The organism is Psychroflexus salarius (assembly GCF_900129035.1).
GTDB lineage: Bacteria > Bacteroidota > Bacteroidia > Flavobacteriales > Flavobacteriaceae > Psychroflexus > Psychroflexus salarius.
Window position 1 is genome coordinate 310,527 of the sequence record NZ_FQTW01000001.1, and the last position, 25,930, is coordinate 336,456.

30 protein-coding genes and 1 tRNA gene are annotated in these 25,930 nt (G+C 31.2%); 17 read left to right on the forward strand and 14 right to left on the reverse strand.

Annotation, left to right across the window (positions count from 1 at the left end):
* Positions 1 to 112: 112 nt before the first annotated feature.
* A complete protein-coding gene (locus BUB82_RS01410) occupies positions 113 to 997 on the forward strand; it encodes a sterol desaturase family protein (protein ID WP_073190987.1) in 885 nt (294 codons plus the stop codon).
* 175 nt (positions 998 to 1,172) lie between these two features.
* Complete coding sequence (locus BUB82_RS01415; protein WP_073190990.1) at positions 1,173 to 1,658, forward strand: DUF4199 domain-containing protein; 486 nt, start codon at positions 1,173 to 1,175, stop codon at positions 1,656 to 1,658.
* A gap of 2 nt (positions 1,659 to 1,660) precedes the next feature.
* Here the strand turns inward: BUB82_RS01415 and BUB82_RS01420 are convergent, their stop codons facing one another.
* From BUB82_RS01420 to BUB82_RS01430, 3 genes are read right to left on the reverse strand one after another with little or no spacing between them, the layout of a single operon-like run.
* Positions 1,661 to 2,965: a hypothetical protein gene (locus tag BUB82_RS01420; protein WP_073190993.1), complete on the reverse strand. Its 1,305-nt coding sequence runs from the start codon at positions 2,963 to 2,965 to the stop codon at positions 1,661 to 1,663.
* Positions 2,937 to 3,500, reverse strand: a complete 564-nt coding sequence (locus tag BUB82_RS01425; protein ID WP_073190995.1) for a hypothetical protein — start codon at positions 3,498 to 3,500, stop codon at positions 2,937 to 2,939. The genes BUB82_RS01420 and BUB82_RS01425 overlap by 29 nt, the downstream gene beginning before the upstream one ends.
* Complete coding sequence (locus tag BUB82_RS01430) at positions 3,484 to 4,032, reverse strand: RNA polymerase sigma factor (RefSeq protein ID WP_073190998.1); 549 nt, start codon at positions 4,030 to 4,032, stop codon at positions 3,484 to 3,486. Before BUB82_RS01430 ends, BUB82_RS01425 begins: the two co-directional genes overlap by 17 nt.
* A 118-nt stretch (positions 4,033 to 4,150) precedes the next feature.
* Here BUB82_RS01430 and BUB82_RS01435 point away from each other — a divergent pair, with 118 nt between their 5' ends.
* The 4 genes from BUB82_RS01435 (at position 4,151) to BUB82_RS01450 (ending at position 7,728) form a co-directional block, all read left to right on the forward strand.
* On the forward strand, positions 4,151 to 4,858 hold the full coding sequence (locus BUB82_RS01435; protein ID WP_073191001.1) for a pirin family protein: 708 nt from the start codon (positions 4,151 to 4,153) through the stop codon (positions 4,856 to 4,858).
* Positions 4,859 to 6,349, forward strand: a complete 1,491-nt coding sequence (locus BUB82_RS01440; RefSeq protein WP_073191004.1) for a cryptochrome/deoxyribodipyrimidine photo-lyase family protein — start codon at positions 4,859 to 4,861, stop codon at positions 6,347 to 6,349.
* 82 nt (positions 6,350 to 6,431) lie between these two features.
* Positions 6,432 to 7,070, forward strand: coding sequence for an SDR family oxidoreductase (locus tag BUB82_RS01445; protein ID WP_073191007.1), 639 nt, complete (start codon positions 6,432 to 6,434; stop codon positions 7,068 to 7,070).
* A gap of 58 nt (positions 7,071 to 7,128) precedes the next feature.
* Positions 7,129 to 7,728 (forward strand): class I SAM-dependent methyltransferase, encoded by a 600-nt coding sequence (locus BUB82_RS01450; RefSeq protein WP_073191010.1) that lies wholly within the window; start codon positions 7,129 to 7,131, stop codon positions 7,726 to 7,728.
* A 2-nt stretch (positions 7,729 to 7,730) separates the two neighbouring features.
* On the opposite strand, the gene BUB82_RS01455 is transcribed toward BUB82_RS01450, so the two are convergent.
* Positions 7,731 to 8,669 carry a LysR family transcriptional regulator gene (locus BUB82_RS01455; protein WP_073191013.1) on the reverse strand — a complete coding sequence of 313 codons (939 nt, stop codon included), beginning with the start codon at positions 8,667 to 8,669 and terminating at the stop codon, positions 7,731 to 7,733.
* Positions 8,670 to 8,872: 203 nt separating this feature from the next.
* Between BUB82_RS01455 and BUB82_RS01460 the strand changes: the two genes are divergently transcribed.
* The 4 genes from BUB82_RS01460 to BUB82_RS01475 are packed head-to-tail and all read left to right on the forward strand — an operon-like array spanning position 8,873 to position 11,161.
* Positions 8,873 to 9,109, forward strand: a complete 237-nt coding sequence (locus BUB82_RS01460; RefSeq protein WP_143185624.1) for a hypothetical protein — start codon at positions 8,873 to 8,875, stop codon at positions 9,107 to 9,109.
* Complete coding sequence (locus BUB82_RS01465; protein WP_073191020.1) at positions 9,106 to 10,071, forward strand: sodium-dependent bicarbonate transport family permease; 966 nt, start codon at positions 9,106 to 9,108, stop codon at positions 10,069 to 10,071. Before BUB82_RS01460 ends, BUB82_RS01465 begins: the two co-directional genes overlap by 4 nt.
* Positions 10,072 to 10,101: 30 nt before the next feature.
* Positions 10,102 to 10,731 carry a PAQR family membrane homeostasis protein TrhA gene (trhA, locus tag BUB82_RS01470; RefSeq protein WP_073191024.1) on the forward strand — a complete coding sequence of 210 codons (630 nt, stop codon included), beginning with the start codon at positions 10,102 to 10,104 and terminating at the stop codon, positions 10,729 to 10,731.
* Position 10,732: 1 nt separating this feature from the next.
* Entirely contained in the window at positions 10,733 to 11,161 is a 429-nt protein-coding gene (locus tag BUB82_RS01475; RefSeq protein WP_073191027.1) for a copper resistance protein NlpE, read from the forward strand.
* Here BUB82_RS01475 and BUB82_RS01480 read toward each other — a convergent pair.
* The gene (locus tag BUB82_RS01480; protein WP_073191029.1) at positions 11,158 to 11,751 is read right to left on the reverse strand and encodes a pseudouridine synthase; all 594 of its coding nucleotides are present in this window, start codon (positions 11,749 to 11,751) and stop codon (positions 11,158 to 11,160) included. The two genes, BUB82_RS01475 and BUB82_RS01480, sit on opposite strands and share 4 nt — an antisense overlap.
* A gap of 38 nt (positions 11,752 to 11,789) precedes the next feature.
* On the opposite strand from BUB82_RS01480, the gene BUB82_RS01485 reads away from it, so the two are divergent.
* The 5 genes from BUB82_RS01485 (at position 11,790) to BUB82_RS01505 (ending at position 15,858) form a co-directional block, all read left to right on the forward strand.
* On the forward strand, positions 11,790 to 12,419 hold the full coding sequence (locus BUB82_RS01485; RefSeq protein WP_073191031.1) for a Crp/Fnr family transcriptional regulator: 630 nt from the start codon (positions 11,790 to 11,792) through the stop codon (positions 12,417 to 12,419).
* A gap of 94 nt (positions 12,420 to 12,513) precedes the next feature.
* Positions 12,514 to 12,810, forward strand: coding sequence for a rhodanese-like domain-containing protein (locus BUB82_RS01490; RefSeq protein ID WP_234949744.1), 297 nt, complete (start codon positions 12,514 to 12,516; stop codon positions 12,808 to 12,810).
* 34 nt (positions 12,811 to 12,844) lie between these two features.
* Positions 12,845 to 14,188 (forward strand): MBL fold metallo-hydrolase, encoded by a 1,344-nt coding sequence (locus BUB82_RS01495; RefSeq protein WP_073191035.1) that lies wholly within the window; start codon positions 12,845 to 12,847, stop codon positions 14,186 to 14,188.
* A gap of 55 nt (positions 14,189 to 14,243) precedes the next feature.
* The gene (locus tag BUB82_RS01500; protein ID WP_083574439.1) at positions 14,244 to 15,275 is read left to right on the forward strand and encodes a TlpA family protein disulfide reductase; all 1,032 of its coding nucleotides are present in this window, start codon (positions 14,244 to 14,246) and stop codon (positions 15,273 to 15,275) included.
* 28 nt (positions 15,276 to 15,303) lie between these two features.
* Positions 15,304 to 15,858: a porin family protein gene (locus BUB82_RS01505; RefSeq protein WP_073191039.1), complete on the forward strand. Its 555-nt coding sequence runs from the start codon at positions 15,304 to 15,306 to the stop codon at positions 15,856 to 15,858.
* 1 nt (position 15,859) lies between these two features.
* Here the strand turns inward: BUB82_RS01505 and BUB82_RS01510 are convergent, their stop codons facing one another.
* On the reverse strand, positions 15,860 to 16,165 hold the full coding sequence (locus BUB82_RS01510; protein WP_073191041.1) for a carboxypeptidase-like regulatory domain-containing protein: 306 nt from the start codon (positions 16,163 to 16,165) through the stop codon (positions 15,860 to 15,862).
* Positions 16,166 to 16,176: 11 nt separating this feature from the next.
* Here BUB82_RS01510 and BUB82_RS01515 point away from each other — a divergent pair, with 11 nt between their 5' ends.
* The gene (locus BUB82_RS01515) at positions 16,177 to 17,817 is read left to right on the forward strand and encodes a M1 family metallopeptidase (RefSeq protein WP_073191044.1); all 1,641 of its coding nucleotides are present in this window, start codon (positions 16,177 to 16,179) and stop codon (positions 17,815 to 17,817) included.
* Here the strand turns inward: BUB82_RS01515 and BUB82_RS01520 are convergent, their stop codons facing one another.
* From BUB82_RS01520 to BUB82_RS01540, 5 genes are all read right to left on the reverse strand, one after another.
* Positions 17,818 to 18,927, reverse strand: a complete 1,110-nt coding sequence (locus BUB82_RS01520; protein ID WP_073191047.1) for an AMP-binding protein — start codon at positions 18,925 to 18,927, stop codon at positions 17,818 to 17,820.
* A 73-nt stretch (positions 18,928 to 19,000) separates the two neighbouring features.
* Positions 19,001 to 19,918 (reverse strand): CPBP family intramembrane glutamic endopeptidase, encoded by a 918-nt coding sequence (locus BUB82_RS01525; RefSeq protein WP_083574440.1) that lies wholly within the window; start codon positions 19,916 to 19,918, stop codon positions 19,001 to 19,003.
* The gene (locus BUB82_RS01530) at positions 19,897 to 20,934 is read right to left on the reverse strand and encodes an o-succinylbenzoate synthase (protein WP_073191050.1); all 1,038 of its coding nucleotides are present in this window, start codon (positions 20,932 to 20,934) and stop codon (positions 19,897 to 19,899) included. Before BUB82_RS01530 ends, BUB82_RS01525 begins: the two co-directional genes overlap by 22 nt.
* 41 nt (positions 20,935 to 20,975) lie before the next feature.
* Entirely contained in the window at positions 20,976 to 22,937 is a 1,962-nt protein-coding gene (locus BUB82_RS01535; protein ID WP_073191054.1) for an endonuclease, read from the reverse strand.
* Positions 22,938 to 23,081: 144 nt separating this feature from the next.
* Positions 23,082 to 23,166 (reverse strand) — tRNA-Ser (locus BUB82_RS01540).
* Between the two features lie 186 nt (positions 23,167 to 23,352).
* Here BUB82_RS01540 and BUB82_RS01545 point away from each other — a divergent pair.
* Positions 23,353 to 24,369 carry a M28 family metallopeptidase gene (locus BUB82_RS01545; protein WP_073191057.1) on the forward strand — a complete coding sequence of 339 codons (1,017 nt, stop codon included), beginning with the start codon at positions 23,353 to 23,355 and terminating at the stop codon, positions 24,367 to 24,369.
* 7 nt (positions 24,370 to 24,376) lie between these two features.
* Here BUB82_RS01545 and BUB82_RS01550 read toward each other — a convergent pair whose 3' ends face one another.
* The 3 genes from BUB82_RS01550 to BUB82_RS01560 all read right to left on the reverse strand — a co-directional run bounded on the left by BUB82_RS01550 (position 24,377) and on the right by BUB82_RS01560 (position 25,928).
* A complete protein-coding gene (locus tag BUB82_RS01550) occupies positions 24,377 to 24,742 on the reverse strand; it encodes a DoxX family protein (RefSeq protein WP_073191060.1) in 366 nt (121 codons plus the stop codon).
* Between the two features lie 122 nt (positions 24,743 to 24,864).
* Positions 24,865 to 25,386, reverse strand: coding sequence for a DUF4252 domain-containing protein (locus tag BUB82_RS01555; protein ID WP_083574441.1), 522 nt, complete (start codon positions 25,384 to 25,386; stop codon positions 24,865 to 24,867).
* 2 nt (positions 25,387 to 25,388) lie between these two features.
* Positions 25,389 to 25,928, reverse strand: a complete 540-nt coding sequence (locus tag BUB82_RS01560; RefSeq protein ID WP_073191065.1) for a DUF4252 domain-containing protein — start codon at positions 25,926 to 25,928, stop codon at positions 25,389 to 25,391.
* Positions 25,929 to 25,930: the final 2 nt, after the last annotated feature.

The following is a 25,930-nucleotide window of genomic DNA, read 5'->3' on the forward strand; positions in this document are numbered from 1 at the left end:
ATCTGCTAAAAGTTTAATAAAAAGCCATTTCTAGTTATGGAATGGCTTTTTTTATAGGCTACAGTTTAGGTATTACGTTGAATATATGCTAAGTTTGCGAAAAAGCCCATTAATGCAAAAAGAAACGCTTAGCTTAGAAGAAATTTCAAACTACGATTTTACGACTATTATTTGGTTTGCAGCGCCGGTTATGTTTATACTGGTTGCTTTAGAAGCTTACTTTAGTTATAAACAAAACAAACACCTTTACCATACAAAAGATTTTTTTGCGTCATTATCTATTGGGATTGGCAATCTTCTTTTAAACGGTGTATTAAAGTTAGGTGTTTTTGCTTTTTTCTTATTCTTTTATAATTGGACACCTTTAAAAATCCCACACACTTGGTGGTCTTATGTATTATGCTTTTTCGCTCTTGATTTTTTCAGATATTGGTCACACCGTTTAGCACATGAACAACGCTTTTGGTGGTCGACTCATGTTGTACATCATAATTCAGAATATTACAACTTATCAACTTCATTTCGGTTATCTTGGACTCAAAATTTAAAGATTATTTTCTTCTTACCTGTTATATTAATGGGTTTTCATCCTTTTGTGTTTTTGGTTGTTCACCAAATTGAAGTTTTATATCAATTTTGGATTCATACTGAATATATTGGTAAATTGCCAAAACCAATAGAATATATCTTCACAACGCCTTCACACCATCGTGTGCATCATTCTAAAAATGAAAAATACCTTGATAAGAATTATGGCTCTACTTTAATCATCTGGGATAGAATGTTTGGTACATTTCAAGAAATGGAAGAAAAACCGGTTTATGGTATCACTAAACCTATAAAGACATACAATCCTATTAAATTGGTTTTTCATGAATGGCAAGCTTATTTTAAAGACATGTTCAAAGCAAAATCATTAAAAGATGTTTGGCAAATTAACTTTGGAAGTCCAGTAGATTATCACAAAGAAGAATTAGAAAAATCGGCTAAACAGTAAGCTGAATTTAAAGACAATCAAACCTTAATTGAAGCTAATTTAGTCAATAATTATTTGTATTTACTACTTAAATCAGTTATTTAATTAAACCTAGTTTAGTGGGAAATAATTTAAGTATCCTATATTTACTAAGTTTAATCGAAATAATCAATTATTGACTTAATTATATCTTCAAATGAAAAAATATTCAATTGAATTTAAGTGGGCATTCATTTTTATTTTTATGAGCTTAGTTTGGATGCTGCTTGAAAGACTAACTGGTTTGCATGACGAAAACATAGATCAACACGCCATTTACACTAATTTAATAGCAATACCTGCTATTTTGATCTATTATTTTGCAATTAAAGAAAAGCGTGATCGTTTTTACAAAGGCCAAATCAGCTTCAAACAAGGATTTAAAAGCGGCTTAATTATCAGTATAATGGTCACTTTAATTACACCACTTAGTCTTTATATTTCAACTAAGTTTATTTCACCTGAATATTTTACAAATGCGGTAGAATACTCAGTAAAGAATAAGTTAATGGTTAAAAATGAAGCACTCGCCTATTTTAACTATAAAAACTATCTCGTTTTAAGTTTAATAAGTGCACCAGTTATGGGAATAATAACTTCGCTAATAATTAGCTTGATTATTAAAACTAGAAAAGATGAATAGCCTTAGTTCAAGTTTAGTGTACTGTAATTAGCTTTTATATTTAAGGCTTTTGTAGTCGATAAACGTTCAGGATTTTGGTATGTAACAGCGTCAAATACTTTACTTGTTTTGAAATCAAGTTCTGTTTTTAAATTAAACTGAGATGATTTTGAGTTCACATAAAAGTTATAATCAACCTCTGGTAATTTCAGGTTTGCTTCAGAGTTTTTTAGGCTAATATCAATCAAACTAAAATCTTCACTAATAGATTTAACCATCAAATTACCAAAAGAACCTTCAATAATAGCTTCATTTAATATTTTATCAATTGAAACATTTGAAGTTTTTGAGTTTAGTATTAATCGCTTAACCTCGCCAAGCCGATTTTTTTTTGAGTATAACAAACTTAAATTTAAAGATTCTACCTCATCGATATTCACTTTAGAATGTTTTGCTGTAATGACGTTATTGTGTCCTGTTAAATTAGATGATTGCAAGCTTGAGTAGTTCAATCTTGCATTAATGTTATTTATGTTTGCTACCTTAAGTTGACTTCGCTTAAGATTTACATTTAGCTGCGTATTTTTCGGAATTTTAATTAAGATTTTAGTTTTAATCTTATGACTTTTTCTAAGACGAATAGCTCTTCTTCTAACTTGCCTTTTTAATTCTTCTTTTTTTAAATCTTCTTTTTTTAAATCTTCTTTTATTTTATAAGTAATAACCCTAATAGAATCTTCCATTCCACTTTCGTTCCAGCCTTTAGCAAATCCTTCTTGCCATGCTTTCATTTCCTTTTTATAATCAGAGTTATTGAAAAAAGCCTTGATACTATCTTGAAATTTTTTTAAATAGGCTTTTCCTTCTGAATTAAATTGATTTATATCAAAATCTAAATTTATCTCTTCTAAAGATGGCGGTAATGGTGGTAATGGCGGCTTAGGTGGTGATGGTGGACCTTTAATATCTTCGGTTAAAATTTCAATTTTATCTGGGTTTAGCCTTGCTAATCTTCGGCCAAATTTAGAGCTGATATTACCAGACTTAATTTCTACTTTTTTTGAATTCCCTAAAGCTTCAAAATTAAAATTTTCTAAAATTTTCTGGTTTATTTCATCACTTTCAGAATTAACCGTGACTTCAGCTTCAACATCTACTCGATTTTTATTCCAAGTTTCAATTGTAATTTCAGCATTATTAATGTTAAGAAACACTTCAGCATTATCAGTAACCTTAAAACTCTCTTTAAAATGTTTAGTTTTTTGAGCTATGGCTGTAAAGCCTATCAAGAAACATAAACTAAATTTGATAATTTGTATTGTTTTCATTTTTTTTTTGGTTTAAATTATTCAACTTTCTTTTTAAATCTTGAAGCAATTCTAATCTAAGTTGAAGATTATCAATCATCGCATTAATAACTTCTTCTGTAACGCCAAATTCGTTTAAGTCATTTTCTAATTCATTATAAGCTCTATTAATAACTGCAAGTTCTTCAATGTAGCTACTAACTAAGTCTTCATATTCTGGTGAAGTATCTATAGTTGCAAGTTCTAGCTTAATTGAAGTTGTATAGTAATCTTCAATTGTTTGAAGCTCTGGAGACACATCACCTAAGCGTATTTGAGTTTTTGACTCTGTTTTTTGAATTGAAGATGCTGTTTCAGAAAAGCTAAATTGATGAAGTACTAAAACAGTGCTTAAAACAGCAATAACAGCAACTGCAGCCATTTTGTAAATTATCGATTTATTCATTAAGGTTTTATGCTCAAATTCAGCTTTTAAACGCTGTTTAAACTTTTTCTCATGGCCATTGCTCATCTTTTTTGACTCATTATAGTTGAAGTCCTTACGCAAATCTTTCATTATTCAACTGTTTTAATTGTTTTTGTAAATATTTCTTCCCACGATATAATTGTATGCGTGAATTATTTTCTTTTATATTTAATATCCCGCTAATTTCTTCATGATCATAGCCTTCAATTAAGTATAACTTTAAAATGATGGCATATTTTTCAGGTAAAGCTTCTAAGGCATCTTTAACTTGATTTACTGTAATATGATTTTCAACCTTCCAATCATCTTCAAATCCTTCATCTATGACCTTTAAATTAGAGTCACTAAGTTCATCCGTAAACTTCAATTTTCTGCAATAATCAATACATTGATTAATTACAATTCGTTTTAACCAAGCACCAAAACTTACTTCACCTGTAAAAGACGCTAAGTGCTTAAAGGCTTTAATAAAAGCTTCTTGCGTTGCATCTTCAGCGATGTCTTTTTGCTTGATATACCGCATTGCAACACTTAACATAGCATCACAATACAAATTATAAAGCTTAAATTGGGCTTTAGGCTTTTGCTTTATGCAGTCTTTAATTAACTTGTCTTTAAACACGCCGGCGGTTAAATTAAAATTGCTTCAACCTAAATACGTTGTAAAATATTTAGCGTTACAAACTTTAAGTTGATTTTATAAATTATTAAAAACAGAACAAATAAATTTACTTTTAAAAATGGAATTTACATACCATAATGCCCATAATCGTGGAAAAACAAACTTAGGTTGGCTAGATTCTAAACACAGTTTCAGCTTTGGTCAATATTTTAATCCGCAATTGACTAACTTCGGCTTGTTACGCGTTTTAAATGATGACCTAGTTGCACCAAGTATGGGTTTCGGTAAACATCCACATCAAGACATGGAAATCATTTCTATTCCGCTAAGCGGAAGTTTGCGCCACAGAGATGATATGGACAACGAAACTATAATTAAAGAAGGTGAAATTCAAGTGATGAGTGCTGGTACTGGCATAGAACACAGCGAGTTTAATAATAGTAAAACTGAAGCTGTAAACTTTTTACAACTGTGGATTTTTCCCAAGCAAAAAAAGTTAAAACCACGATACGACCAACAGTCAATTTCAAAAAAAATAAAAAATGAATGGCAACAGATTTTATCACCACATCCTAATGATTCAGGCGTTTGGATACATCAGCAAGCTTGGATCAATTTAGGTGAATTTACAACAGCTACCTCAATTGATTATTCCTGCCATGTTGAAGCTAATGGTGTTTATTTTTTTATACTCGAAGGCGAAGCTGAAATAGCAACACAACAACTTGGCAAACGTGACGCTATTGGTATTTGGGCTTTTGAAAGTGCACAAATTAAAGTCCAATCCAACACAAAAATTTTGGCCATTGAAGTTCCGATGCAATAAATGAAGACTCAGACTTACATAAATATTCACTGGTTTAAACGAGATTTGCGATTGCAAGACAATGAAGCTTTAAATGAAGCAATTTCAACAAACAAACCTACTTTATGCATCTATTGTTTTGAAGACTTTCTTTTAAATAATGAGCACTACAGTGAACGTCACTTCAACTTTATAAAGCAATCTTTAAATGAACTCAATTCTTTACTCAATAATTACCAAACACATGTGTTAGTTGTGCAAGGTAATATGGTTGAATTATTCGAGAAAATTAGGCAACACTACCAAATCTCTACTGTTTATTCTCACAAAGAAACCGGCTTAAACTGTACGTATAAAAGAGATAAAAAAATTCTTGAATATTTAAGAAGTAAAAAAATTAAGTGGTTAGAATTTCAAAATAACGGTGTAATTCGAGGTCGGAAAAATCGAATAAATTGGCGTAAAGATTGGGAAGATTATATGAATCAAACACCTCTAAAATTCAAGGCTCATTCACGACAATTTTTATCTAACACGGCTATTGGAAAATTAGGCTTAAAAGAAGTGAATCTAGAAGTAAAAACTTCAAAATATTTTCAACCTGGCGGTCGAAGTTTTGCTAAGAAATACGCAGATTCTTTTTTTAATGAACGTATTTTAAACTACAGTTCTCATATCAGTAAACCAGACTTGGCAAGAACATCCTGCAGCCGCTTATCACCTTATATTGCCTGGGGAAATGTTAGTGTTAGAGAAATTGCTCAAAGGCTTGCAAGTAATAGATTAGAGAAACCTCATCTAAAAGGAAAGTCGATTAAACGTCAACTTAATGCGGTAGCATCGCGACTAAGTTGGCAAAGCCACTTTATCCAAAAGTTTGAGCAGGAATGTCGGATGGAGTTTGAACCTATTAATAAGGCTTACGTCGATGTATTTAAAGTTAATCAAAACTATATCAAAGCATGGAAAACTGCTGAAACAGGTTATCCATTAGTTGATGCAAGTATGCGATGTGTAAAAGAAACTGGCTACATTAATTTTAGAATGAGAGCTATTTTAGCTTCTTTTTTTTGTCACCACTTATTTCAAGGGTTTTGGCATGGTAGCGCATTTTTAGCCCAGCAGTTCTTAGATTTTGAACCTGGTATTCACTACCCACAATTTAATATGCAAGCTGGAGTAACAGGCATTAATACCATACGTGTATATAATCCTGTCTTGAATGCCCAAAAACACGATCCTGATGCTAGATTTATAAAACAATGGTTGCCTGAATTACAAAACTTGCCCGCAAATTTTGCTCATCAACCCTGGGAAATGACGCCGCTTGATCAAAGCTTTGCTAATTTTACATTAGGTAAAGATTATCCTTTGCCAATAGTTGACATTAGTAAAACAAGACAGCATGCATTAAACACTTTATATGGTTTACGCCAGAAACAATACTCTAAAAAAGAAAGTCAGCGTATTTTAAAAACACACACCTTACCTAATCGTAAACCTGAAAACTAGTTTTAACAAGCCTTAAGACTTTTTAATTTAGTATTAAATAAGTTTCAATATAATTTAATTAGATTGCCAAAAAAGTAATATTATGGATGATGTTCTCGTGATTGGAGCTAACGGAAAAACAGGTCGACTGATTTGTAAAATTCTAGAGCAAGCTGATCATTACAAACCTTATGCAATGCTTAGACACGAAAGTCAAGCTAATTATTTTAAAAATAATAATATAAAAACAGTTATTGGTGACTTAGAAGAAGATTTTAGTCATGCATTTAAGCATACTGATAAAGTAATTTTTGCCGCTGGGTCTGGTGGAAATACTGGAGACGATAAAACTGAAGCCGTTGATAAAAACGGCGCCATTAAAGCCATTGATTACGCTGAAGCTGCACAAATTGATAAGTTTGTAATGTTAAGTTCAATGGGGACCGAAAACCCGTCTCAAATGAAATCTTTACAAACCTATTTAGAAGCTAAAAAAGCGGCTGATGAGCATTTACAATCATCTCAACTTGATTTCAGTATTGTTCGGCCAGGAAGTTTAACCGATAATAATGCAAGCCATAAAATACAAGCAAGTGAGCGTTTAGGGAAATTTGGTGAAATTTCTCGTGAGGATGTTGCTTTTGCTTTAGTTTATTGCTTAAACCAAAAGCACGCTCCAAAAAAAACTTTTGAAATTATTAAAGGAGATACTCCTATTGAAGAAGCTATTAATGCCTTTTAATGTAACTTCAGTTACATGTTAATAAGTGTTTTTAACTTTAATTTGAATTAAAAAGATTATGAAAGAATTTTGGGATGAGCGTTTTAAGCAAAATGAATATGTTTATGGTGAAAGTCCTAATGCATTTTTAAAATCACAATTAACCAAGCTCCCTGAAGGTAAAATTTTATTTCCGCTTGAAGGCGAAGGACGAAACGCTTGTTATGCAGCTACATTAGGTTTTAAAGTTGATGCATTCGATTTTTCTGAAGCTGGGAAAAAAAAAGCCTTAGAATTAGCTGATAAAAAAAGTGTTGTTCTTAATTATTCTATTTCTAAATCTGAAGATTATGATTTTGGAATTGAAATATATGATTATATAGTATTAATCTTTGCGCATCTAAATCCAGCTATACGTCCTGAAATTCACCAAAAAATAGTTAAAGCACTTAAACCTAATGGTCGTGTTATTATTGAAGGCTTTCACCCCAAGCAACTTGAAAATAATTATCCTTCAGGTGGGCCTAAATCATTAGAGATGCTTTACACAGCTGAGCTCCTAAAAAATGACTTCTCCGATTTAAACGTCCTATTGACAGAAGAAGTAGAAACCGAGTTAAATGAAGGTAACTATCACAAAGGCAAAGCATTTGTAACCCGATTTATTGGTCAAAAATAATTTTAATTTTTGTCAGCTAAAAAATCCTGATACCATGAAAAATGCTGATTAATTAATTCTGTTTTAGAATTTGAAATATATTTTACAAATGCCTCAGCAACTGGTGATAAACGTTTACTCTTTAACCAAACAAGATTCCAAGTTGTTGTAATTGGTGTACCTTTCATAGGTATAATTTGTAAATCTTGATCAGACAACTCTTTCCTAATTCCAATAATTGGCATCATTGAAAACCCTAAACCAGCTATAACCGCTTGTTTTACAGCTTCATTAGAAGTTAATTCAAGTCGTTTTGTATTCTTAATGTCATTAGATTTCATGTAAGCCTCCATAGCATGACGCGTTGCTGAACCATGTTCTCTAAAAATAAACGGAAGCTTTTTTAAAGCTGTTAAGTTATTGGTCTTGTTTTTAAAAACTTTATCACAATTTCCTATCCAAAATAAGCTATTGGGCATCAATTCAATTTTATTGACATTAAAAGTGCTTGGTATAGTAGATACCAATGCAAAATCGACATGATTTTGTTCTAGACTATCTAAAACTTTAAGCTTGTTTGTAACATCCATATTTAACTCAACACCTTCATGCTTGTTAACAAATCCAGATAAAAAATAAGGCATCACATACTTACCGGTTGAAACTATTGAAATATTTAAATGACCAACCAATTGGTCACGATAAGACATCGTTTTAAAGTTAATAGCATGAACTTGCTCTACAATTTTTTGGCTAGCTTCGGCAATTTCGCGTCCAAATTCTGTGACGTAAACTTGCCTCCCAATAACTTCTATTAAAGGAATTTCAAACTGTTCTTGTAAATTTTTAAGTTGTATTGAAACCGCTGGCTGGGATAAATGTAAAGCTTCAGAAGCTTTAGTGATACTCTTCAATTCGGCTACTTTTAAAAAAACCTGAAGCTGATGCAAGGTGTAATTCATAATTATTTATTATGCTAATTATATAAACCATAAATATACTTTAATAAATACTTTTTCCCAACTTTGTTGAAATATAATTATGACTTATTTAAAAGCAATACTCAAAAACTCTATTAATAATAATAAATCTTTATTTTTGATTTTTCCTAGCTTGTCATATGAAACAAAAAACAAGAAATAATTATAATAAAAAAATCATCTTTATGACAACTATAGGTTTTGCATTTCATTTTTATGATAATACTATAACTGGAATTAAAAACTTAACCAATGAACAGCAACCTAACAAGATTAATGTTTTTGCCAATTCTAATTTTCAGTTTTTAAGAAATGTGGCAACTACACGAGATAACTATCAAACTAAGCTTCAGGACCTCGTTGAGATTAATCTAATTATTCATCAATCACAACAATTATCAAGCTCTAAATTAAAATCATGAATATAGATTTACTATTAGAAAACTTAACCAATCCAGCGCTTCTATTTTTTTTCTTAGGTATTGTAGCTTCACAAATTAAAAGTGATTTAAGTATTCCTGAGAATTCATCTAAGTTTATTTCACTTTATTTAATGTTTTCGATTGGCTTTAAGGGTGGCCAAGAATTAGCGCACAGCCACTTAGGTCTAGAGGTTTTATGGATACTCCTTTTTGGAATTGGCATGGCAATGATAGTTCCCATTTACACTTTTTTTATTATGAAACCTAAGGTAGGCATCTTTAATGCCGGTGCAGTTGCTGCAGCTTATGGCTCAGTTAGTGCTGTAACCTTTGTAACTGCTGTTTCGTTTTTAGAATTACAAGATATAGATTTTGATGGTTATATGGTGGCTGTTATGGCTTCTATGGAAGCGCCTTCAATTATTATGGGTGTTTTATTAATTGCTCTTTTTCACAAATCATCTAAAACTGAAATTCCTTTTAGTTCAGTTTTGAAACACGCTATTACTAATGGTAGTGTTGTCTTAATTATTGGTAGTTTGATGATTGGCTTTTTTGCAAGTGATGCACAAGCTGAAGGAATTAAACCATTTACAACAGACATTTTTAAAGGCTTTTTAGCTGTCTTTTTATTAGATATGGGAATAAATAGTGGCAAGCATTTAAAAGGTTTTAAGAAAAATGGATGGTTTAGCTTTGGTTATGCCATTTTATGTCCTTTAATTACTGGCTCTATTGTAGCCTATTTAAGTGGTTTTGTAACTGATAGTGTTGGTAATAGACTCTTGTTTTCAATTTTAGCGGCAAGTGCTTCGTATATTGCTGTTCCTGCTGCCATGAGATTGGCTGTACCAAAAGCAAACCCTGGTTTATATTTACCAATGGCTTTAGCGATAACATTTCCTTTTAATATTAGTATTGGTATGCCTATTTACTTATCAATTATTCAAATGCTGCAATGATAAAAAATTGTAATTTTGTTCAAAAAATGATTGGAACGCTTACAAAATCATAAAGAAGAACGATTAAACGCACTAACCCATGCAGTAGCGGCGATTGCAAGTTGTATTGGGTTGTTTTTTTTAATTCAAAACCTTCCTGAACAATATGATTATGCCAAACTTGGCGCTTTCATTTATGGCTTTAGCTTGATTTTTTTATACCTAGCTTCTAGCACCTATCACTTTGTACGCTCAAATAAATTAAAAAAAAGCTTTCGTATTCTTGACCATATTAGTATTTACGTTTTAATAGCAGGAACTTATACACCTATTTGCTTAACTGTTTTAAAAGAAAGCCAAGGTGATTTACTATTAATATTAGTTTGGGTAATTACATTAATTGGCAGCATCTTAAAACTATTTTTTACGGGAAAGTTTGAAAAATTATCCCTTTTACTCTATTTGGTCATGGGTTGGTTAATACTTATTGATATTCAATATGTGTTATTAACTTTTTCAACAGAAGCTTTAGTATATTTAGCTGCTGGAGGAATAGCTTATAGCGTAGGAATTATTTTTTATACGAGATATCAACTTAATTACCACCATGTATATTGGCATTTATTTGTAATGCTGGGTAGTTTATTTCACTTTTTAATGATTTATCAAATACTTAAATAATATGAAACAATTTATTTTATTAAGCCTATTAATGGCTTTGACAATAACCGCTTGTCAAACTGATTCAAAACCGGTAAAAAAAAGCCAGAATAATGAAAAAAAACTGACAGAGGTAAAAAATGCCAAAGAAGAAATTGACTGGCAAGGTACTTATGAAGGAATTTTACCTTGTAATGATTGTGAAGGTATTCGTCTCAAAATAGTTTTACAAAAAAGCAACTATGTACTAAAAGGCTACTATAAAGGAAAAGATAATTCTAACTTTAGTCATGAAGGCGAACTTGAATGGAAAAATGAATCAGTAATTCATTTAGAGTATGATAATTTAAGCTACAATTTTCTTGTTACTAAAAAAGAGTTGAAGGTTTTAGACGAAGCAGGTGAAGTTATCGATTATAATGGAACGTACGGTTTAAGAAAGACATCTTAAAAGGCTTTAATCTTTTTAACTTCAGCTTTTTCTAAATCATCAATAGTTATTTTACCAATTCTATAACGTACAAGCCTAAGTGTAGGAAAACCGACTTTAGCTGTCATCTTTCTGACTTGACGGTATTTACCTTCAGTAATACAAATGCTAATCCATGAAGTTGGTCCGTGACGTTCATCCCGAATAGATTTATTTCGATCAGGTAATTTTGGTTCTGAAATCACTTCAACTTTACATGGTTTTGTTTGGTAAGCTTTTCCAAAGATACTAATCTCAACCCCAAAGCTTAATTCAGCTAAAGCTTCAGTGGTTATAATTCCATCAACTTGTACCCAATATTCTTTTTCAATGCCTAAACTTGTAATCCGGTAACTTGCTTTACCATCTGTAGTAAGTAACAAAAGCCCTTCTGAATCTTGATCTAAACGACCAACAGCCATTGTGTTTGGTGCAAAATTACCTAATTCACCTAATAATTTTTTTTTGCGTCTTTGATCTTGATTGTAAACAAACTGACTTAAATAACCATCTGGTTTATATAATTTATAATAAGAATGATTTATGATTTTACAGGTTGAATTTTGTTGCATTTAATAGTATGTTTACGTAGCAAAAATACCAAAAAAAAATGCTCAAAGAATTAGAATTAAATTATGCTCATCTATTTGAATCTGAGCTATTAAAAGAAATTAGTCAAATTGCAATTCTAAAAGAAGTTAAAGAAGGTGAAGAATTAATTAGAATTGGTCAATACTTAAAAAGTATGCCACTTTTAGTTGAAGGCGCTATTAAAGTATTACGCGAAGATGAAGAAGGTTTTGAACTGCTTCTTTATTACCTAGAACGTGGTGAAACCTGTGCCATGACTTTAAGTTGTTGCACTACAAACCATAAAAGTAAAATTAGAGCTGAAGCCGAAACCGACTCTAAACTAATCATGATTCCTATTGAAAAAATGGATGAGTGGCTTGTAAATTATAAATCTTGGCGAAATTTTGTCTTCAACAGCTACCATGAACGCCTCAATGAAGTACTTGAAACTGTTGATAATATTGCCTTTAAAAAAATGGATGAACGACTTCTCTCCTACTTAAAAAGAAAGGCAATACATAATAACACTAATATAATTTCAAGTACACATCAGGATATTGCTTATGATTTACACACGTCTCGTGTAGTTGTTTCAAGACTATTAAAACAACTTGAAAAGCAAAACATTATAAAATTAAAACGTAACCATATTGAAATAATAGAATAGTTTTAAGCGTAACTATTGTTACGGATGCATTGTTTTTAATAAGTGATATTTGCATAAAACTATGACTATGTTTTCATTATTTAAAAGAAAAAAAATGGATGAAATAAAAATCTACAACAAAAAAGATTTTTCAGAAGCAATTTCAAACAAAAATGTACCATTAGTTGATGTTAGAACACCTAACGAATTTAATGGAGGAAAAATTGCTCATGCCAAAAACATTGATGTCATGTCTCCCGATTTTGTCGATAAAATTAAAGAACTCGACAAAGAAAAAACAACTTACATCTATTGCCGTAGCGGTAATAGAAGTCAAAAAGCTGCTAGAGTTATGGTCGACTTGGGTTTTAAAGAAGTTATTGACCTTGAAGGTGGCTACATGAATTGGTAATTAATAATAAAGTTTAATAAAAATCCTAATACCTATGTTAATAAAACAATTTGAAGACAAAGCACTGGCTCACTACTCCTACGCTATAGTTTCTGAAGATAAAATGGCCGTGGTAGATCCTGCTAGAAATCCAGAACCTTATTATAATTTAGCTGAAGAACATAATGCTAAAATAGTAGCTGTTTTTGAAACGCATCCACATGCTGACTTTGTAAGTAGCCACTTACAAATACATCAAGAAACCTCAGCAACAATTTATGCAAGCAAATTAGTTGGTGCTGATTACCCACATAAAAGTTTTGATGAAGGTGACCATTTTACAATGAATCAAATTAATTTTAGAGCAATTCACACACCTGGACATTCGCCAGATGGCATTACTATTATTGCTGCTGATGGTGAAGAACAAGCGATGTTCTCAGGAGATACACTATTTATAGGTGATGTTGGTCGACCAGATTTGCGTGAAAAAGCGGGTAACCTAAAAGCCAAACGTCAAGAACTTGCTGAAATGATGTATGAAACAATCACCACTAAATTTAACGATTTAAGTGATGATGTACTTATTTATCCTGCGCATGGTGCTGGAAGTTTATGCGGTAAAAATATGAGTGATGCTGCAAGTAGTACCTTAGGTAATGAACGCACAGGAAATTGGGCATTTCAAGCCAAGTCTAAAGAAGAATTTGTTGAGGAAATCTTAAAAGGGCAACCGTTTATACCTCATTATTTTGGTCATGATGTTGAAATTAATAAAACTGGCGCTAAAACCTTCAAGACAGCTGTTGCAAATATTGATGTAAAACTCAATATTGAAGAATTTGATGCTGATGCTTTAGTAGTTGATACAAGAGACCAAGAGTCATTTAGCAATAACCATTTGCCTAATAGTATTAATATTATGGCGAGATCAGAAAGCGATAAAATTGAAACTTGGTTAGGTGCTATCGTTAAGCCTAATGAAGAATTTTATTTAGTGGTTGATCATTATAATTCTATTGAAGATTTAAGCGCAAGAATTGCTAAAATTGGTTATGAAAGTCAAATTAAAGCCATTTTAACCTTAGGTAATACTCAATTTGAAAAAGACACTCAACAACTAGATTATAGTAATTTCAAGAATAATCCAGATCAGTATACAATTATTGATATTAGAAATGAAAATGAATTTACTGACCAAAAATTCTTTAATCAAGCTGAGAATCATCCACTTAATGAACTTCGTGAAACGACTCAAAACATAGATACATCAAAACCAATTGTTGTACATTGTGCAGGCGGTTACCGAAGCGCTGCTGGAAGCAGTATTGTTAAAAATAATTTAGAAAATGCTGAAGTTTATGATTTAAGCGACAGAATTGAAGATTTTAAGTCATAATCCATAATAAAATACTAAGTTTGAGGGTTAAAGTTTAGCTTTAACCCTTTTTTTTATGAAGAATTGCATATTACTAGGTTTCCTGTTCTTGTTATTTAACGCTTGTCAAGAACAACATACAGCTTCTAAATTAAAGTTGACAGTTAACTTATCAGGAGATTACCCCAAAACATTAAGGCTCAAGTTTGATGACAAGCTATTAAAGAAAGACGTAAAAAACAGTCAAGCTGTATTTGAAGCGACATTAGAGTCTGGTAAATCTGCAAAAATTTTATTGAACGACTCCACTTCTTCACAGACGTTTTATATTGAACCTAAATCACAAAGTCTCAATTTGTTGGTTGACAAAGTAACAATCGGCAAATTGAGCTATTTAGAAAGCAAGCTTCAATTAATTGAATTAACCGAAGCAAAAAAGATTTTAGAGTCCTACGAAAAATTCAAACTAAAGAAAATTTCTGAAAAAAGTTTTTTAAATCAATTTGAAAAATTTAATCTAAAACACCCAAACCATCAAGTTATCGGCTTTATTTTAAGTGAATTAGCCTATGATAATTTAATCAAGTTTAAGAAACTTCAACTGCTATTTGAGCAAACAGTACGAAAAGCTTTTACTAAAAGTGATTTTGATCGTTTTGAAAATTATTATACAAAGCGTAAAAAATATCAGATTGGTAATCCTTTTTTTGATTTTGAACTCAATGACTTAGAAAATAAGCTAATTTCTAAAAGCAATTTAAATAATAGATTAATATTTGTCGAGTTTTGGTCAACTTGGCAAGCTGAAAAGGCTTTAATTCAGCAAAAAAGTTTGCTTAATAATTACCGCCAAAATAAAGCCAACGGCTTTGAAATTGTTGCTATTTCACTTAACACCAATAAATCTGAATGGATAAAACACGTCTTAGGCCAACAAATGCCTTGGATTAACTTAATAGCTGAACAAGGATTTACAAATAAAATTGCTACCGAACTCGGTATTACCCATATACCTCAAAATTTCTTGATTGACCAAAAAGGCAACATTATTGCAAAAAATATCTCACTTAAAGAATTAGAGGTTTATCAGAATATTATTCTTGATTAAATGCTTAATTTTATAAAAAAATATATTTATGAAAATTACATTACAATTATTATTAGTCGCTTTTATTGGACTTTTAGCTTGTACATCTGCAAAATCGCAAAACTTAGATTTTGGTATTAAAGCTGGTGCTAACTTTGCGAATTTAAGTGATGCTGAAAGCTTAAATTTTGATGCAAAAACAGGCGTTACCGCTGGACTATTTGTGGCAGCGCGTTTCAATATGCTTTCTGTACAAGCTGAATTATTATATTCAGAACAAGGCGCTGAATCAAGTTTAACAGATATCGAATTTAATTATGTGCAATTACCTATACTAGCTAAATTACACTTTTTAAGAGTTTTAAATCTCCAATTCGGACCACAATTTGGTTATCTAGCCAATTATGATGATTATGAAAATTCTGAAAAATTAGACTTCAGTTTACTCGCAGGTTTAGGGGCACATTTAGGTAATTTCAGGATTGATGCACGCTACAATTTTGGCTTAACCAATCCATTTAATGATGAAAGCATAAATGTAAATGGATACCAATCTGCTAAAAATGAATATTTTTCATTAGCCATTGGTTATAGCTTTTTATAAATTATTCAGGTAAAAGCTTCACCATAATGTCGTTTTCTGTTGAAGTTTTTACCTTTACAAATCTGATTTTATAGCCTTCTTTTTTAAAAAGTAATTCGTCTCCACGTTTTTTAGTATTGATTAAAAACTGACCATTGGTTTTAGATTTGGCGTACAAATCTGTCCCAACAACTTGAATTAAAACATCGTTTAAGGCTTCATCTTGCTGATTAACAACTTTTCCGCTAATTAAATTAGAATCGCTTCCACAACTTAAAAGTGCTGTTGAAATAAAACAAAAAACAGTTAACTTTACTAATAATTTCATACCTTTAAAATATGCGTCTAATATACTTTATCTTTTGTTTTTTACTCCTTCCTTTTACAAGTAAAGGCCAAATTTTAACAGCTAACCGAACTGACTATACTAAAGCTGATTCTCTTCGCGGTAGCTTAAGACCAGAGCGCACAAGTTATGATGTTAAAAAGTATAAAATTAAAGTTCGTGTAAATCCAGATAAACGTTACATTTCTGGTGTTAATAAAATGCAGTTTAGAATTTTAAAACCAACGCAAAGAATTCAAATTGATTTATTCGAAGAAATGAACCTAGATTCGGTTGTTTTTAACCAAAAGAAACTTCAATATAAACGAGAATTTAATGCTGTGTTTATTAAATTACCTACTGTTTTACAACCAAATAACGACTTACAAGACATTCAATTTCATTTTTCGGGCTTTCCAAAAGTGGCTAAAAATGCACCTTGGGATGGCGGATTTGTCTTTAAAAAAGATCAAAACAATAAACACTTTGTAGGTTTAGCTGTACAAGGCATAGGTGCAAGTCTATGGTTACCAAATAAAGACCATTTAAGTGACGAACCTGAAGAACTTGAAATGACTATTGAATGCCCTAAAAACTTAGTAGCGGTTTCTAATGGTAGATTTATAACTTCATATGAAGTCGATCAGAATTTCAAAGCCTATCAATGGAAAGTTGAAAATCCAATCAATAACTACAACATCACCATTAATATTGGAGATTATGTACACTTTTCTGATAAATTTAGAGATCTTGACCTTAATTATTATGTCTTAAGAGGTCATCTTCAAGCAGCTAAAAAACAATTTGAACAAGTTAAACCAATGATGGCTTGTTTTTATGAAAAATTTGGTGAATATCCGTTTAAAGAAGATAGCTTCAAATTAGTAGAAAGTCCCTATTTAGGTATGGAACATCAAAGTGCTGTTGCCTACGGAAATGCGTACAAAAACGGCTACAGAGGTACCGATTTATCAGGAACAGGCATTGGTTTAAAATGGGATTTTATCATCGTTCACGAATCTGGTCACGAATGGTTTGGTAATAGCATTACGGCCTCAGATATTGCAGATATGTGGATCCATGAAAGTTTTACAAGTTATTCTGAAGCTGTATTTGTAGAATGTGAATATGGAAAAGATGCTGCAGAAACTTATTTAGTAGGTCTAAGGCAAAATGTTCAAAATGATGAACCTATTATTGGTGATTATGGTGTTAATGCTGAAGGTTCTGGTGATATGTACTACAAAGGTGCAAATATGCTTCACAGTTTAAGAAGTACGGTTAATAATGATTCACTGTGGTGGAAAACCATCAAAAAATTTCATGAAAATTTTAAACATACCACGACAAATTCAACAGCTGTTATTAAGTTTTTTGAAGACGAAACAAAAATGAACCTTGCGCCTATTTTTAGGCAATATTTAAAATTTGCCGAATTACCTAAACTGCTAATAAAAAGGGAAAACAAGATTGTTTTAGTGAAATGGGAAGCAAAAGCAAAAAATTTCTCATTACCAGTTGAAGTCATTACAAACAATAAAACGTTTAGAACTCAAGTTTCAACTCGTGAGTTTACCAAACTTCAAATTGGTAATTCTGAAAACTTTAAGCTTAATAATTATGGCTTTTATTTTAAAACTGAGGTAATTAATTAATTATTTCATTAAATTTTTTAAAGTTCTTTTTCGGTGAACTTTACCATTATCGGTTTCTTCAAACTTGTCAATTAGATAAATATGCTTAGGACGTTCAAATTTATCAAGAGAATTAAGCTGATTTACACCTTCTTTTAAATCACTTAAAAACTGGTCTGAGTGTGGTGCTTCAACAAATAAAATTAATTTTTCACCCAAAGCATCATCTGGAATTCCTGCTAAAAAAAAACGTTGTGTAATAATAGCTTGTAGTTTTCGCTCAACAACCTCAGGAAAAATTTTAATTCCGCCAGTATTAATTACATTATCAAACCGACCTTTCCAATAAAACTTTTTATAAGTTTCTAAATCAACAATATCATTAGTAATTAATGGCTTATCGACAATCTTCGGAGCGCGAATAATTAAACAGTTGCGATCATCTTGACCAAAACTGATTTTTGGTAAGGCTTTAAAAGGTTTGAGCTGAAATTCATCTTCATTAGTTCGCTTAGGATTTAGCTTTCTTGCGGCTACATGTGACACAGTTTCTGTCATCCCATAAACTTCGTAAACTTTTGTGCTTAAACCTTGAATTAAATTAATTAAATTTTCAGAAACTGTGCCGCCTCCAACAATTAGTTTTTTAATGAGGTGAAGACGATTTAATGAATTATCAAGTTGAAATGGTGTCATAGCACAAAAATCATAACGCTTAAAGACCTGTTCAAGAGGTGCTGAGTTTGGGTTAACTAGATCGAGATGCCAACCCAACATCATGGCTCGAATTAACATCATTCGGCCAGCAATAAATTGAGCTGGCAAGCATAACAATGCCGTTGATTTCTCTTTAATTTTAAAAAATTTACCAGTGGCCAGAGCACTTGCAATCATTTTATCTTTACCAACAAAATGAACTTTAGGTTGACCTGTAGATCCTGATGTTCTAATTTTTATTGTATCGTAATCTTCATTTAACCAATCAAGTAGAAAGTTACCGATTTGCTCTTCATAAAATTCGCCTTCTTTAATAAAGCTGTAGGCAACTAACTTTAATTCATCAGCAGAATAATGTGTACCGTTCAACTTAAAATCTGGATGTATCTCTAAAAATGAGTGCTCTTTTTTCATTATAAAATTGTGTTATACAATATTAACAAATTGATTGTTTTAAGGTATTAAATTTTGGTTAAATAGATATTTACTAAGCTTTACCGGTTAATTTTTGCTTCCAATTAGACCAATTATACTTTTTGCTAAAAACTAGTATAATTAAAGGGTAAATTACTAAAACAGGAATAAATATATCAAAAACCTGATTAGGCTCACCAATATATCGCAAAATTGAATTGGTTTGGAACGCTGTCCAGTCTGAGGTAACCAATAAAACCGTTATTAAGTTATTAGCAGCATGAAAACCTAAAGCTAATTCCAAACCTTCATCCATTAATGTTATTATGCCTAAGAAAAAACCAGTTCCTATGTACGATACTAGAAGTACATAGCCTATTTTATTAATCTCTGGATTTGCAATATGCATCACACCAAATAACACTGAAGTTAGTACTAAAGCGAGTAATCTACTTTTAAAGTAGCTACCAACACCTTGTAACAAATAAGCTCTAAATAAATATTCTTCAAAACTAGTTTGCAATGGAATTAAAATAATGGCAATACCAAACAGTATAAAAAAACGAACTGGTTCAAAATTAAACACATAATTACTAGGGTTTGAGTAGTAATCATACAATGTTGCGCTAATAATAAGTAAACTAATAACTACAAAACTAAATACAACTCTTGACCAATCAATCTTTGATCTTGAAGTTGTCAATGAAGTTAAAGATTGTTTATGAACATGCTTGATATAGAGCAATAATAACAAACAAAAAACAGCTAAAGGAGATACAGTTATTACAAATGCCCAATTAGCACCAACACGATCAATTTGTTCTTTGATTAATTGCGCTTGATCTATATCTAAAAGTATCACAGTCAGGATATTTAAACCCATAAAACCAAAAAACAAGATTGAAGGCACTAAATATTTCCAATAGCCTAAACTACCTTGACGGGCTTGACCTATAAAATTTGCAGTTTTTAAACTTGTGGTGTCTCCCATTTTAATGTAGAATTATAAAATAATTTCTCACCTTTAACTTCTAATGGTGATGTTATGTTATTGGTATAAAGGCTTCCCGTTCCTAAACCCTGAGGCTTATCAAGCTGAAATTTACTTGCATACTGTGCAATTGCATTTAAACCAATGTCGCTCTCTAAAGCACTCGTTATCCACCAGCCTATTTTACGATCTTCAGCCAATTTAATCCATTCTGATGAATCTGAAAATCCACCAATTAAACTAGGCTTTAAAATAATATATTGTGGCTTTAATTCATCTAACAACTTAGCTCTATGAGTTGTATCAACAACTTCAATCAACTCTTCATCTAAAGCTATTGGTAATGGCGTATTTTTACATAATTCTCGCATGGCTTGCCATTGATTTTGTTTAATCGGTTGCTCTATGCTATGAAGATTAAACTGACTTAATTTTTCTAATTTTTGTAAAGCATGATCTGGATTAAAAGCACCATTAGCATCAACCCTGAGCTCTAAAACTTCAGCTGAAAATTTAGATCGTAAATACGCTAATAATTCTAATTCAGCTTGAAAATCTATCGCACCAATTTTAAGCTTAATGCAAGAAAAGCCTTGGTCGAGTTTAGCTTTTATTTGTTCAAACATAAAAGATTTATCGCCCATCCAAATTAGACCATTAATGGTAATACCTTGTTGATGCTTATAAAAATCAGTATCAAATAAATAAAATGGATTTTGACTTTTTAATGACTTAAAAGCCATTTCTAATCCAAATTTAATTGAAGGAAATAACTTCAACTGTTCGGAAAGATAATTAAAACCCAAGTTTATGTTTTCACAAGCCCACTTCAATTGATTTTCAAATTCAGGGACATCATCTATGCTTAACCCACGTAAAATTCCGCATTCACCTATGCCAAAACCTGTATCATCTTCAATTTTAATAAACCAAGTCTCTTTAGTTTTTAACACACCGCGAGAAGTTCCACTCGGACGCTTAAAATTTAAAATATACTTACTGTAACTTGCTTTCATGTCTTAGAATTAGACACAATTTTAATGTAAAAGTTACAATTTTAACGCATGATTAATTTGATTTTATGACTTTTTTCTTCTGAACTTAGTTGAACAAAATAAACACCTTTAGATAAATTAGGATTCAATGTAATTTTAGAAGAATTGACTTCTGATTGATAAACTAGTTGACCACTAACATTATAGATTTTAAGATTTGAAAAGTTTTGAGAGGTTGAAATGCTAAACCTTCCAGTTGAAGGGTTTGGGTAAAGTTTTACATTCTCAATTTCAGTTGAAGTTGTTGATAATGAGCTATCCCAAGCTTGCCCAATTTTATCACCCCAAATATAATCGACGAGTTCAGGATAATCTATAAATGGGTTTCTATTGGTTTGCCAGTTATAAATCACGTTATTACGATTCATTTCATAATCATCTGGTGGGTCTTGCTCGTGCCAATCTAACAGCGTTTGCAAATCACCTATTTGCCCAGCGTTAGCTGTTGTTGGAAAACCATTAACCACTTCTAAACCATTGTAACGAATTTGCATATAAAAAACTGCTCTAGCAACATCGCCTTTAAAGCTACCTTGATTACCTGTTGGTCCTATATATTCTCCAAAATTTTGATTACCACGACTACTGTTTTCTGTAGATAAAGCTGGCCTTAAGTGGTGTGCATCTGAATTACCATGGCGAAGTGAATCGGCCGTGGTATTCCAAAAAACATTAATACCATTAGCAATATCGTCATCATCAATACTGAAAAAACCACCCTTTGACCTAGGAAAAACATGCTCTCGATTCCATTTATCTATACTAGCAGAACCTGTTTGCTTTTCGTAGACTGGCTTATCAATTTCTGAGTAAATAAGCCAAACTTTATTACTGTTTAGCGGACTTACATCAGCTTCTTCTAAAATAAAATAAATATCTGCGTAAGAATGCGTTTTAACCACACCTTCTTCAGCAATAATGGCTTGTAATTCGTTTATTAAATTTTGATCGCTTAAGCCTTCAATATTTGTGTAATAGTTTTCTGGGGCTGTACTTGAAACTATACCAAAAGTTGGGTTTAATGGTGTACCATAATTAGCAACTTGAAAATCGTCATCAACTATAATAACTTCAATATTATTTGCATTTAAAACATAAGGTGCTGCAGGTTCTGAAATTAAAATATTGACAAACTCATCACCTTCATCAAGGTTATCATCAACAGTTTGTATAGTAAGGGTTTCAGATGCTGTACCAGAAGTTATTGTTACAGAAGTATCTCCAATGTAGTCAGACTGATTAAAACCAGCGTTGGCAAGCGTAAAATTTAGACTCAAATCTTGAGATAATACTTCACTAGCCGTGAAAGTAATATCAAAACTTTCTGACTCGTTTATGTTAGTGCTAGAAACTTGAGCATTTATAAATATTGGTGTTACTCCACTACCATCGTTAGGGACACGAGGCGTTGGTGTAGCAACAAACCATGAACCATCATTATTCCTCTGTATAGATTCGAAGTCCTTATTATTGTTGTCATCTTCATTAATTTGAGCTTGAACACCTAATAAATTCATCAAATCAACATCGTCTGAATCATCGGTATCATAAACTAATGCATCTATAAGATTATTGGTTGTAGCTAATGTTTGATCTGGAAAATCAGACTCGTCACCTTGATAAATAGCTACAGCATCGGCGCCATTTTGAAAGACATTTATAGGAAGTAATACATTAGGTGCAGGATCTAACTCTGGACCACCGAGCACCAATAAACCATTAAAATCTGTCTCTAATCCATCAAGGTTGAAAGTGTAATAACTTGAATTTCCACCACTGGAAGAGCCATTAAATAACACCATAATATAACCATCTAAAGGAGTATTTGGATTTGGGGTTTTAAATTCAATAAATTCTTTATCGTCAACACCATCAGTATCTGCATCAAGTTCATTAATTATAACTTGGGCATTGAGCGTTGAAAATGTAAAAATAAAGAGACTAAAAAAAAGTAATTTGCGCATTATAGGGAATTTTAGGCAAATGTAGAGATTTAGATTTAAGGGAATGTCAACTAAATGTAAAAATGGGCACAAAAAGATAAAAAGCTATGAGAAATTTTATGCCAATTATGCCCAATAAAAAACCCCATTAAAAAATGGGGCTTGCGGAGAAAGAGGGATTCGAACCCCCGGAGGTGTGACCCTCAACAGTTTTCAAGACTGCCGCATTCGACCACTCTGCCATTTCTCCAATTGCGAGTGCAAATATAGAAGCTTATTTTAATTCACAAAAGATTTTTTTGAAATTTTTTATTGTGATTAATACCTATCAAGCATTCTAAAAAGTTTCTCTTTGTAAACCAATAACTTAAACATATCAAAAAATGACATTAGCAATTCTAAAAGCTTTGATTTATATTAGCACTAAATTAAACTTATGAAACTTTTATACTTTCCTTTTTTACTTATTCTATTGATTTCTTGTAAGACCACTAAATCACAATCGACAGATAAATCTCAACTAAAATTTGCTAAAACAATTACAGCTAACGATTTAAATGATTATTTAACGGTCTTTAGTTCAGATGATTTTGGAGGCCGTGAAACCGGTACAGAAGGTCAAAAAAAAGCGGCTAATTATTTAAAAGACTTTTATATAAGTTTAAATATTTCAGGTGGTGATTTAGACGAAACACCCTATTTCCAAGAAATTAGCTCTAGTTATTTTAATAATAAATTTGCAGATAGCGAAAATGTAATTGCAATTATTAAAGGTAATGAACTTCCTAATGAATATTTGGTATTAACTTCTCATTACGATCATTTAGGTATTAAAAATGGAAAAGTCTTTAACGGAGCTGACGATGATGGCTCTGGAACAGTCGCTATAATGGAAATTGCTGAAGCCTTTATGGAAGCAAAAAAGGAAGGTTTTGAGCCTAAAAGAAGTATAATTTTCTTACATGTTACAGCTGAAGAAAAAGGTTTACTCGGATCTAAATATTATTCTGATAACCCGATTTATCCATTAAATCAAACCATTGCTAATCTCAATATTGATATGATTGGACGTCGTGATAAAGCTCATAAAAATAATGATAATTATGTGTATTTAATTGGGAGCGATCGCTTAAGTACTGAACTGCACAACATATCTGAAAACGCTAATAAAAAATTTACAAACTTGGATTTAGATTATAAATTTAATGCTAAAAATGATCCTAACCGATTTTATTATCGAAGTGATCACTACAACTTTGCTAAATATGACATACCAATTATTTTTTACTTTAACGGTGTTCATAAAGATTATCATAAATCAACAGACACAGCTGAAAAAATTGAATATGATTTGTTAGCTAAAAGAGCTAAACTCATATTTCATACTGCTTGGGAACTTGCCAACAGAGAAAACAGACCAATTGTAGACCAACCTACTCTAGATAAAAAATAGAATTATGTTAATCTATTAACATTACAGCCAATGATAATAGTAACATTAAAAATGCGGGTAAAGATTTTTTAAGTTCGTCATTAATTTTTACATGCATAGAAATTGCACCTATCATTAAAACAGCCATGATTAAAGCTGAATATAATTCAATTTGTGGAATCCAATAACTCACAATTAAACCTATAGCTGCTAAGATTTTTAAACCTCCTATAATTGGAACAGCAGTCTTTGGTAAACCATACGCCTTAAATTCATCCACCATATTATTAGCTTTAGCTCCACGCCAGGTTGTAGGCTTATTGTATCGTATTAACCAAACATTAAAAATACCAAATGCGATAATAAATTTTAAAACAATATCTATATATTCCATAAAAGCTTTTTCTTGAAAATAGTAGATTCTAATTATATACTAATACATATCAGCTTAAATAACTAAGATTTAACAAAAAAAGCCAGTACAACTACTGGCTTTTTTTGTTTTAATTTTGATGATTACTTAAAATTCTCTGAAAAATTTTCTATTTGAGACATATCTAATTTATCAGCCATACTAAGTAGTTTAGCCAAATCATTTGGTTTTAAATCACGGCTATTTAAACGTGCTACTAACATTCCTGTTTCTTTGCTTTTTCCATAAAAAACAACTTCATCGATTTTAATGTCATTACCGATATACAATAAGTTCATGCCTTTATCATCAGCGTTCATTTTCATCAGTGTCTGATAAGTTGAATTCTCTAAAATAGTTTCAACTTGTCGGGTTTCTTTTTCGTAAGCTACTTGATTTACGCTATCTGTTGGCATCGCAGCAACATTAATTGATTTAATTTTTTTTAAAGTTGCTTGCTCTTCAGTTGATAGTTCCTCAATATTTGGCACTAATAAATCAGTTGCTACACTCATTGTTTTAAAATTAGCATCTTTATCTTTAGATATTAAATACTCCTGTAAACTTTGTTTGTTAGAACATGAGACTAATATCATTAAGCACAATGTTGTGAATAAATATTTCATTGTTATTTGTTTTTCTTGTTTTTTAAATTTTCAAGTGATTCTGCGCCTGGTACGTCAAGTTGACTGGTAAGTTTAGAAATTTCATTTAAATCTATAAGACCATTAATTAACATCACAACGGTTTCAGAGTCGTTACTATCGCCATTATTTACATACATAAATAGCTGGTTGACTAAATCATCAGTTTTTCCAGGTTTTACATAAAAAACAACTTGATTATCATCATCATTTACTTTCATAAGCAAATCAAGTTTTGTATTAGCTAAGTAGTTATCAACTTCAGCTTTTAAGCTGTTTTTAGTTGTTTGATTTTGACTAATAAAAATCTTGATGTCTTCTAAATTTTCGACTAATTTGATGTAATCTTGCATATCTTCATCTTGACTTTGCAAGTCTAATTTACTCATTAATTTAAACATCTGTTTAGTCACTAATACCGACGTGACACCTTTCTTATTCTCAAATTGAGAAAAATCCTGAGCCATTATTGAGCTTGTTAACATTGCTACAGTCATGGCTATTAAAATTGATATTGTTTTCATAA

Excerpts from the sequence above, each read along its gene's own strand:
- BUB82_RS01410 (WP_073190987.1), top strand. The coding sequence starts at position 113 with ATGCAAAAAGAAACGCTTAGCTTAGAAGAAATTTCAAACTACGATTTT.
- BUB82_RS01415 (WP_073190990.1), top strand. The coding sequence starts at position 1,173 with ATGAAAAAATATTCAATTGAATTTAAGTGGGCATTCATTTTTATTTTT.
- BUB82_RS01420 (WP_073190993.1), bottom strand. The coding sequence starts at position 2,965 with ATGAAAACAATACAAATTATCAAATTTAGTTTATGTTTCTTGATAGGC.
- BUB82_RS01425 (WP_073190995.1), bottom strand. The coding sequence starts at position 3,500 with ATGAAAGATTTGCGTAAGGACTTCAACTATAATGAGTCAAAAAAGATG.
- BUB82_RS01435 (WP_073191001.1), top strand. The coding sequence starts at position 4,151 with ATGGAATTTACATACCATAATGCCCATAATCGTGGAAAAACAAACTTA.
- BUB82_RS01440 (WP_073191004.1), top strand. The coding sequence starts at position 4,859 with ATGAAGACTCAGACTTACATAAATATTCACTGGTTTAAACGAGATTTG.
- BUB82_RS01445 (WP_073191007.1), top strand. The coding sequence starts at position 6,432 with ATGGATGATGTTCTCGTGATTGGAGCTAACGGAAAAACAGGTCGACTG.
- BUB82_RS01450 (WP_073191010.1), top strand. The coding sequence starts at position 7,129 with ATGAAAGAATTTTGGGATGAGCGTTTTAAGCAAAATGAATATGTTTAT.
- BUB82_RS01455 (WP_073191013.1), bottom strand. The coding sequence starts at position 8,669 with ATGAATTACACCTTGCATCAGCTTCAGGTTTTTTTAAAAGTAGCCGAA.
- BUB82_RS01460 (WP_143185624.1), top strand. The coding sequence starts at position 8,873 with ATGACAACTATAGGTTTTGCATTTCATTTTTATGATAATACTATAACT.
- BUB82_RS01465 (WP_073191020.1), top strand. The coding sequence starts at position 9,106 with ATGAATATAGATTTACTATTAGAAAACTTAACCAATCCAGCGCTTCTA.
- BUB82_RS01475 (WP_073191027.1), top strand. The coding sequence starts at position 10,733 with ATGAAACAATTTATTTTATTAAGCCTATTAATGGCTTTGACAATAACC.
- BUB82_RS01480 (WP_073191029.1), bottom strand. The coding sequence starts at position 11,751 with ATGCAACAAAATTCAACCTGTAAAATCATAAATCATTCTTATTATAAA.
- BUB82_RS01485 (WP_073191031.1), top strand. The coding sequence starts at position 11,790 with ATGCTCAAAGAATTAGAATTAAATTATGCTCATCTATTTGAATCTGAG.
- BUB82_RS01490 (WP_234949744.1), top strand. The coding sequence starts at position 12,514 with ATGGATGAAATAAAAATCTACAACAAAAAAGATTTTTCAGAAGCAATT.
- BUB82_RS01495 (WP_073191035.1), top strand. The coding sequence starts at position 12,845 with ATGTTAATAAAACAATTTGAAGACAAAGCACTGGCTCACTACTCCTAC.
- BUB82_RS01500 (WP_083574439.1), top strand. The coding sequence starts at position 14,244 with ATGAAGAATTGCATATTACTAGGTTTCCTGTTCTTGTTATTTAACGCT.
- BUB82_RS01505 (WP_073191039.1), top strand. The coding sequence starts at position 15,304 with ATGAAAATTACATTACAATTATTATTAGTCGCTTTTATTGGACTTTTA.
- BUB82_RS01510 (WP_073191041.1), bottom strand. The coding sequence starts at position 16,165 with ATGAAATTATTAGTAAAGTTAACTGTTTTTTGTTTTATTTCAACAGCA.
- BUB82_RS01515 (WP_073191044.1), top strand. The coding sequence starts at position 16,177 with ATGCGTCTAATATACTTTATCTTTTGTTTTTTACTCCTTCCTTTTACA.
- BUB82_RS01520 (WP_073191047.1), bottom strand. The coding sequence starts at position 18,927 with ATGAAAAAAGAGCACTCATTTTTAGAGATACATCCAGATTTTAAGTTG.
- BUB82_RS01525 (WP_083574440.1), bottom strand. The coding sequence starts at position 19,918 with ATGGGAGACACCACAAGTTTAAAAACTGCAAATTTTATAGGTCAAGCC.
- BUB82_RS01530 (WP_073191050.1), bottom strand. The coding sequence starts at position 20,934 with ATGAAAGCAAGTTACAGTAAGTATATTTTAAATTTTAAGCGTCCGAGT.
- BUB82_RS01535 (WP_073191054.1), bottom strand. The coding sequence starts at position 22,937 with ATGCGCAAATTACTTTTTTTTAGTCTCTTTATTTTTACATTTTCAACG.
- BUB82_RS01545 (WP_073191057.1), top strand. The coding sequence starts at position 23,353 with ATGAAACTTTTATACTTTCCTTTTTTACTTATTCTATTGATTTCTTGT.
- BUB82_RS01550 (WP_073191060.1), bottom strand. The coding sequence starts at position 24,742 with ATGGAATATATAGATATTGTTTTAAAATTTATTATCGCATTTGGTATT.
- BUB82_RS01555 (WP_083574441.1), bottom strand. The coding sequence starts at position 25,386 with ATGAAATATTTATTCACAACATTGTGCTTAATGATATTAGTCTCATGT.
- BUB82_RS01560 (WP_073191065.1), bottom strand. The coding sequence starts at position 25,928 with ATGAAAACAATATCAATTTTAATAGCCATGACTGTAGCAATGTTAACA.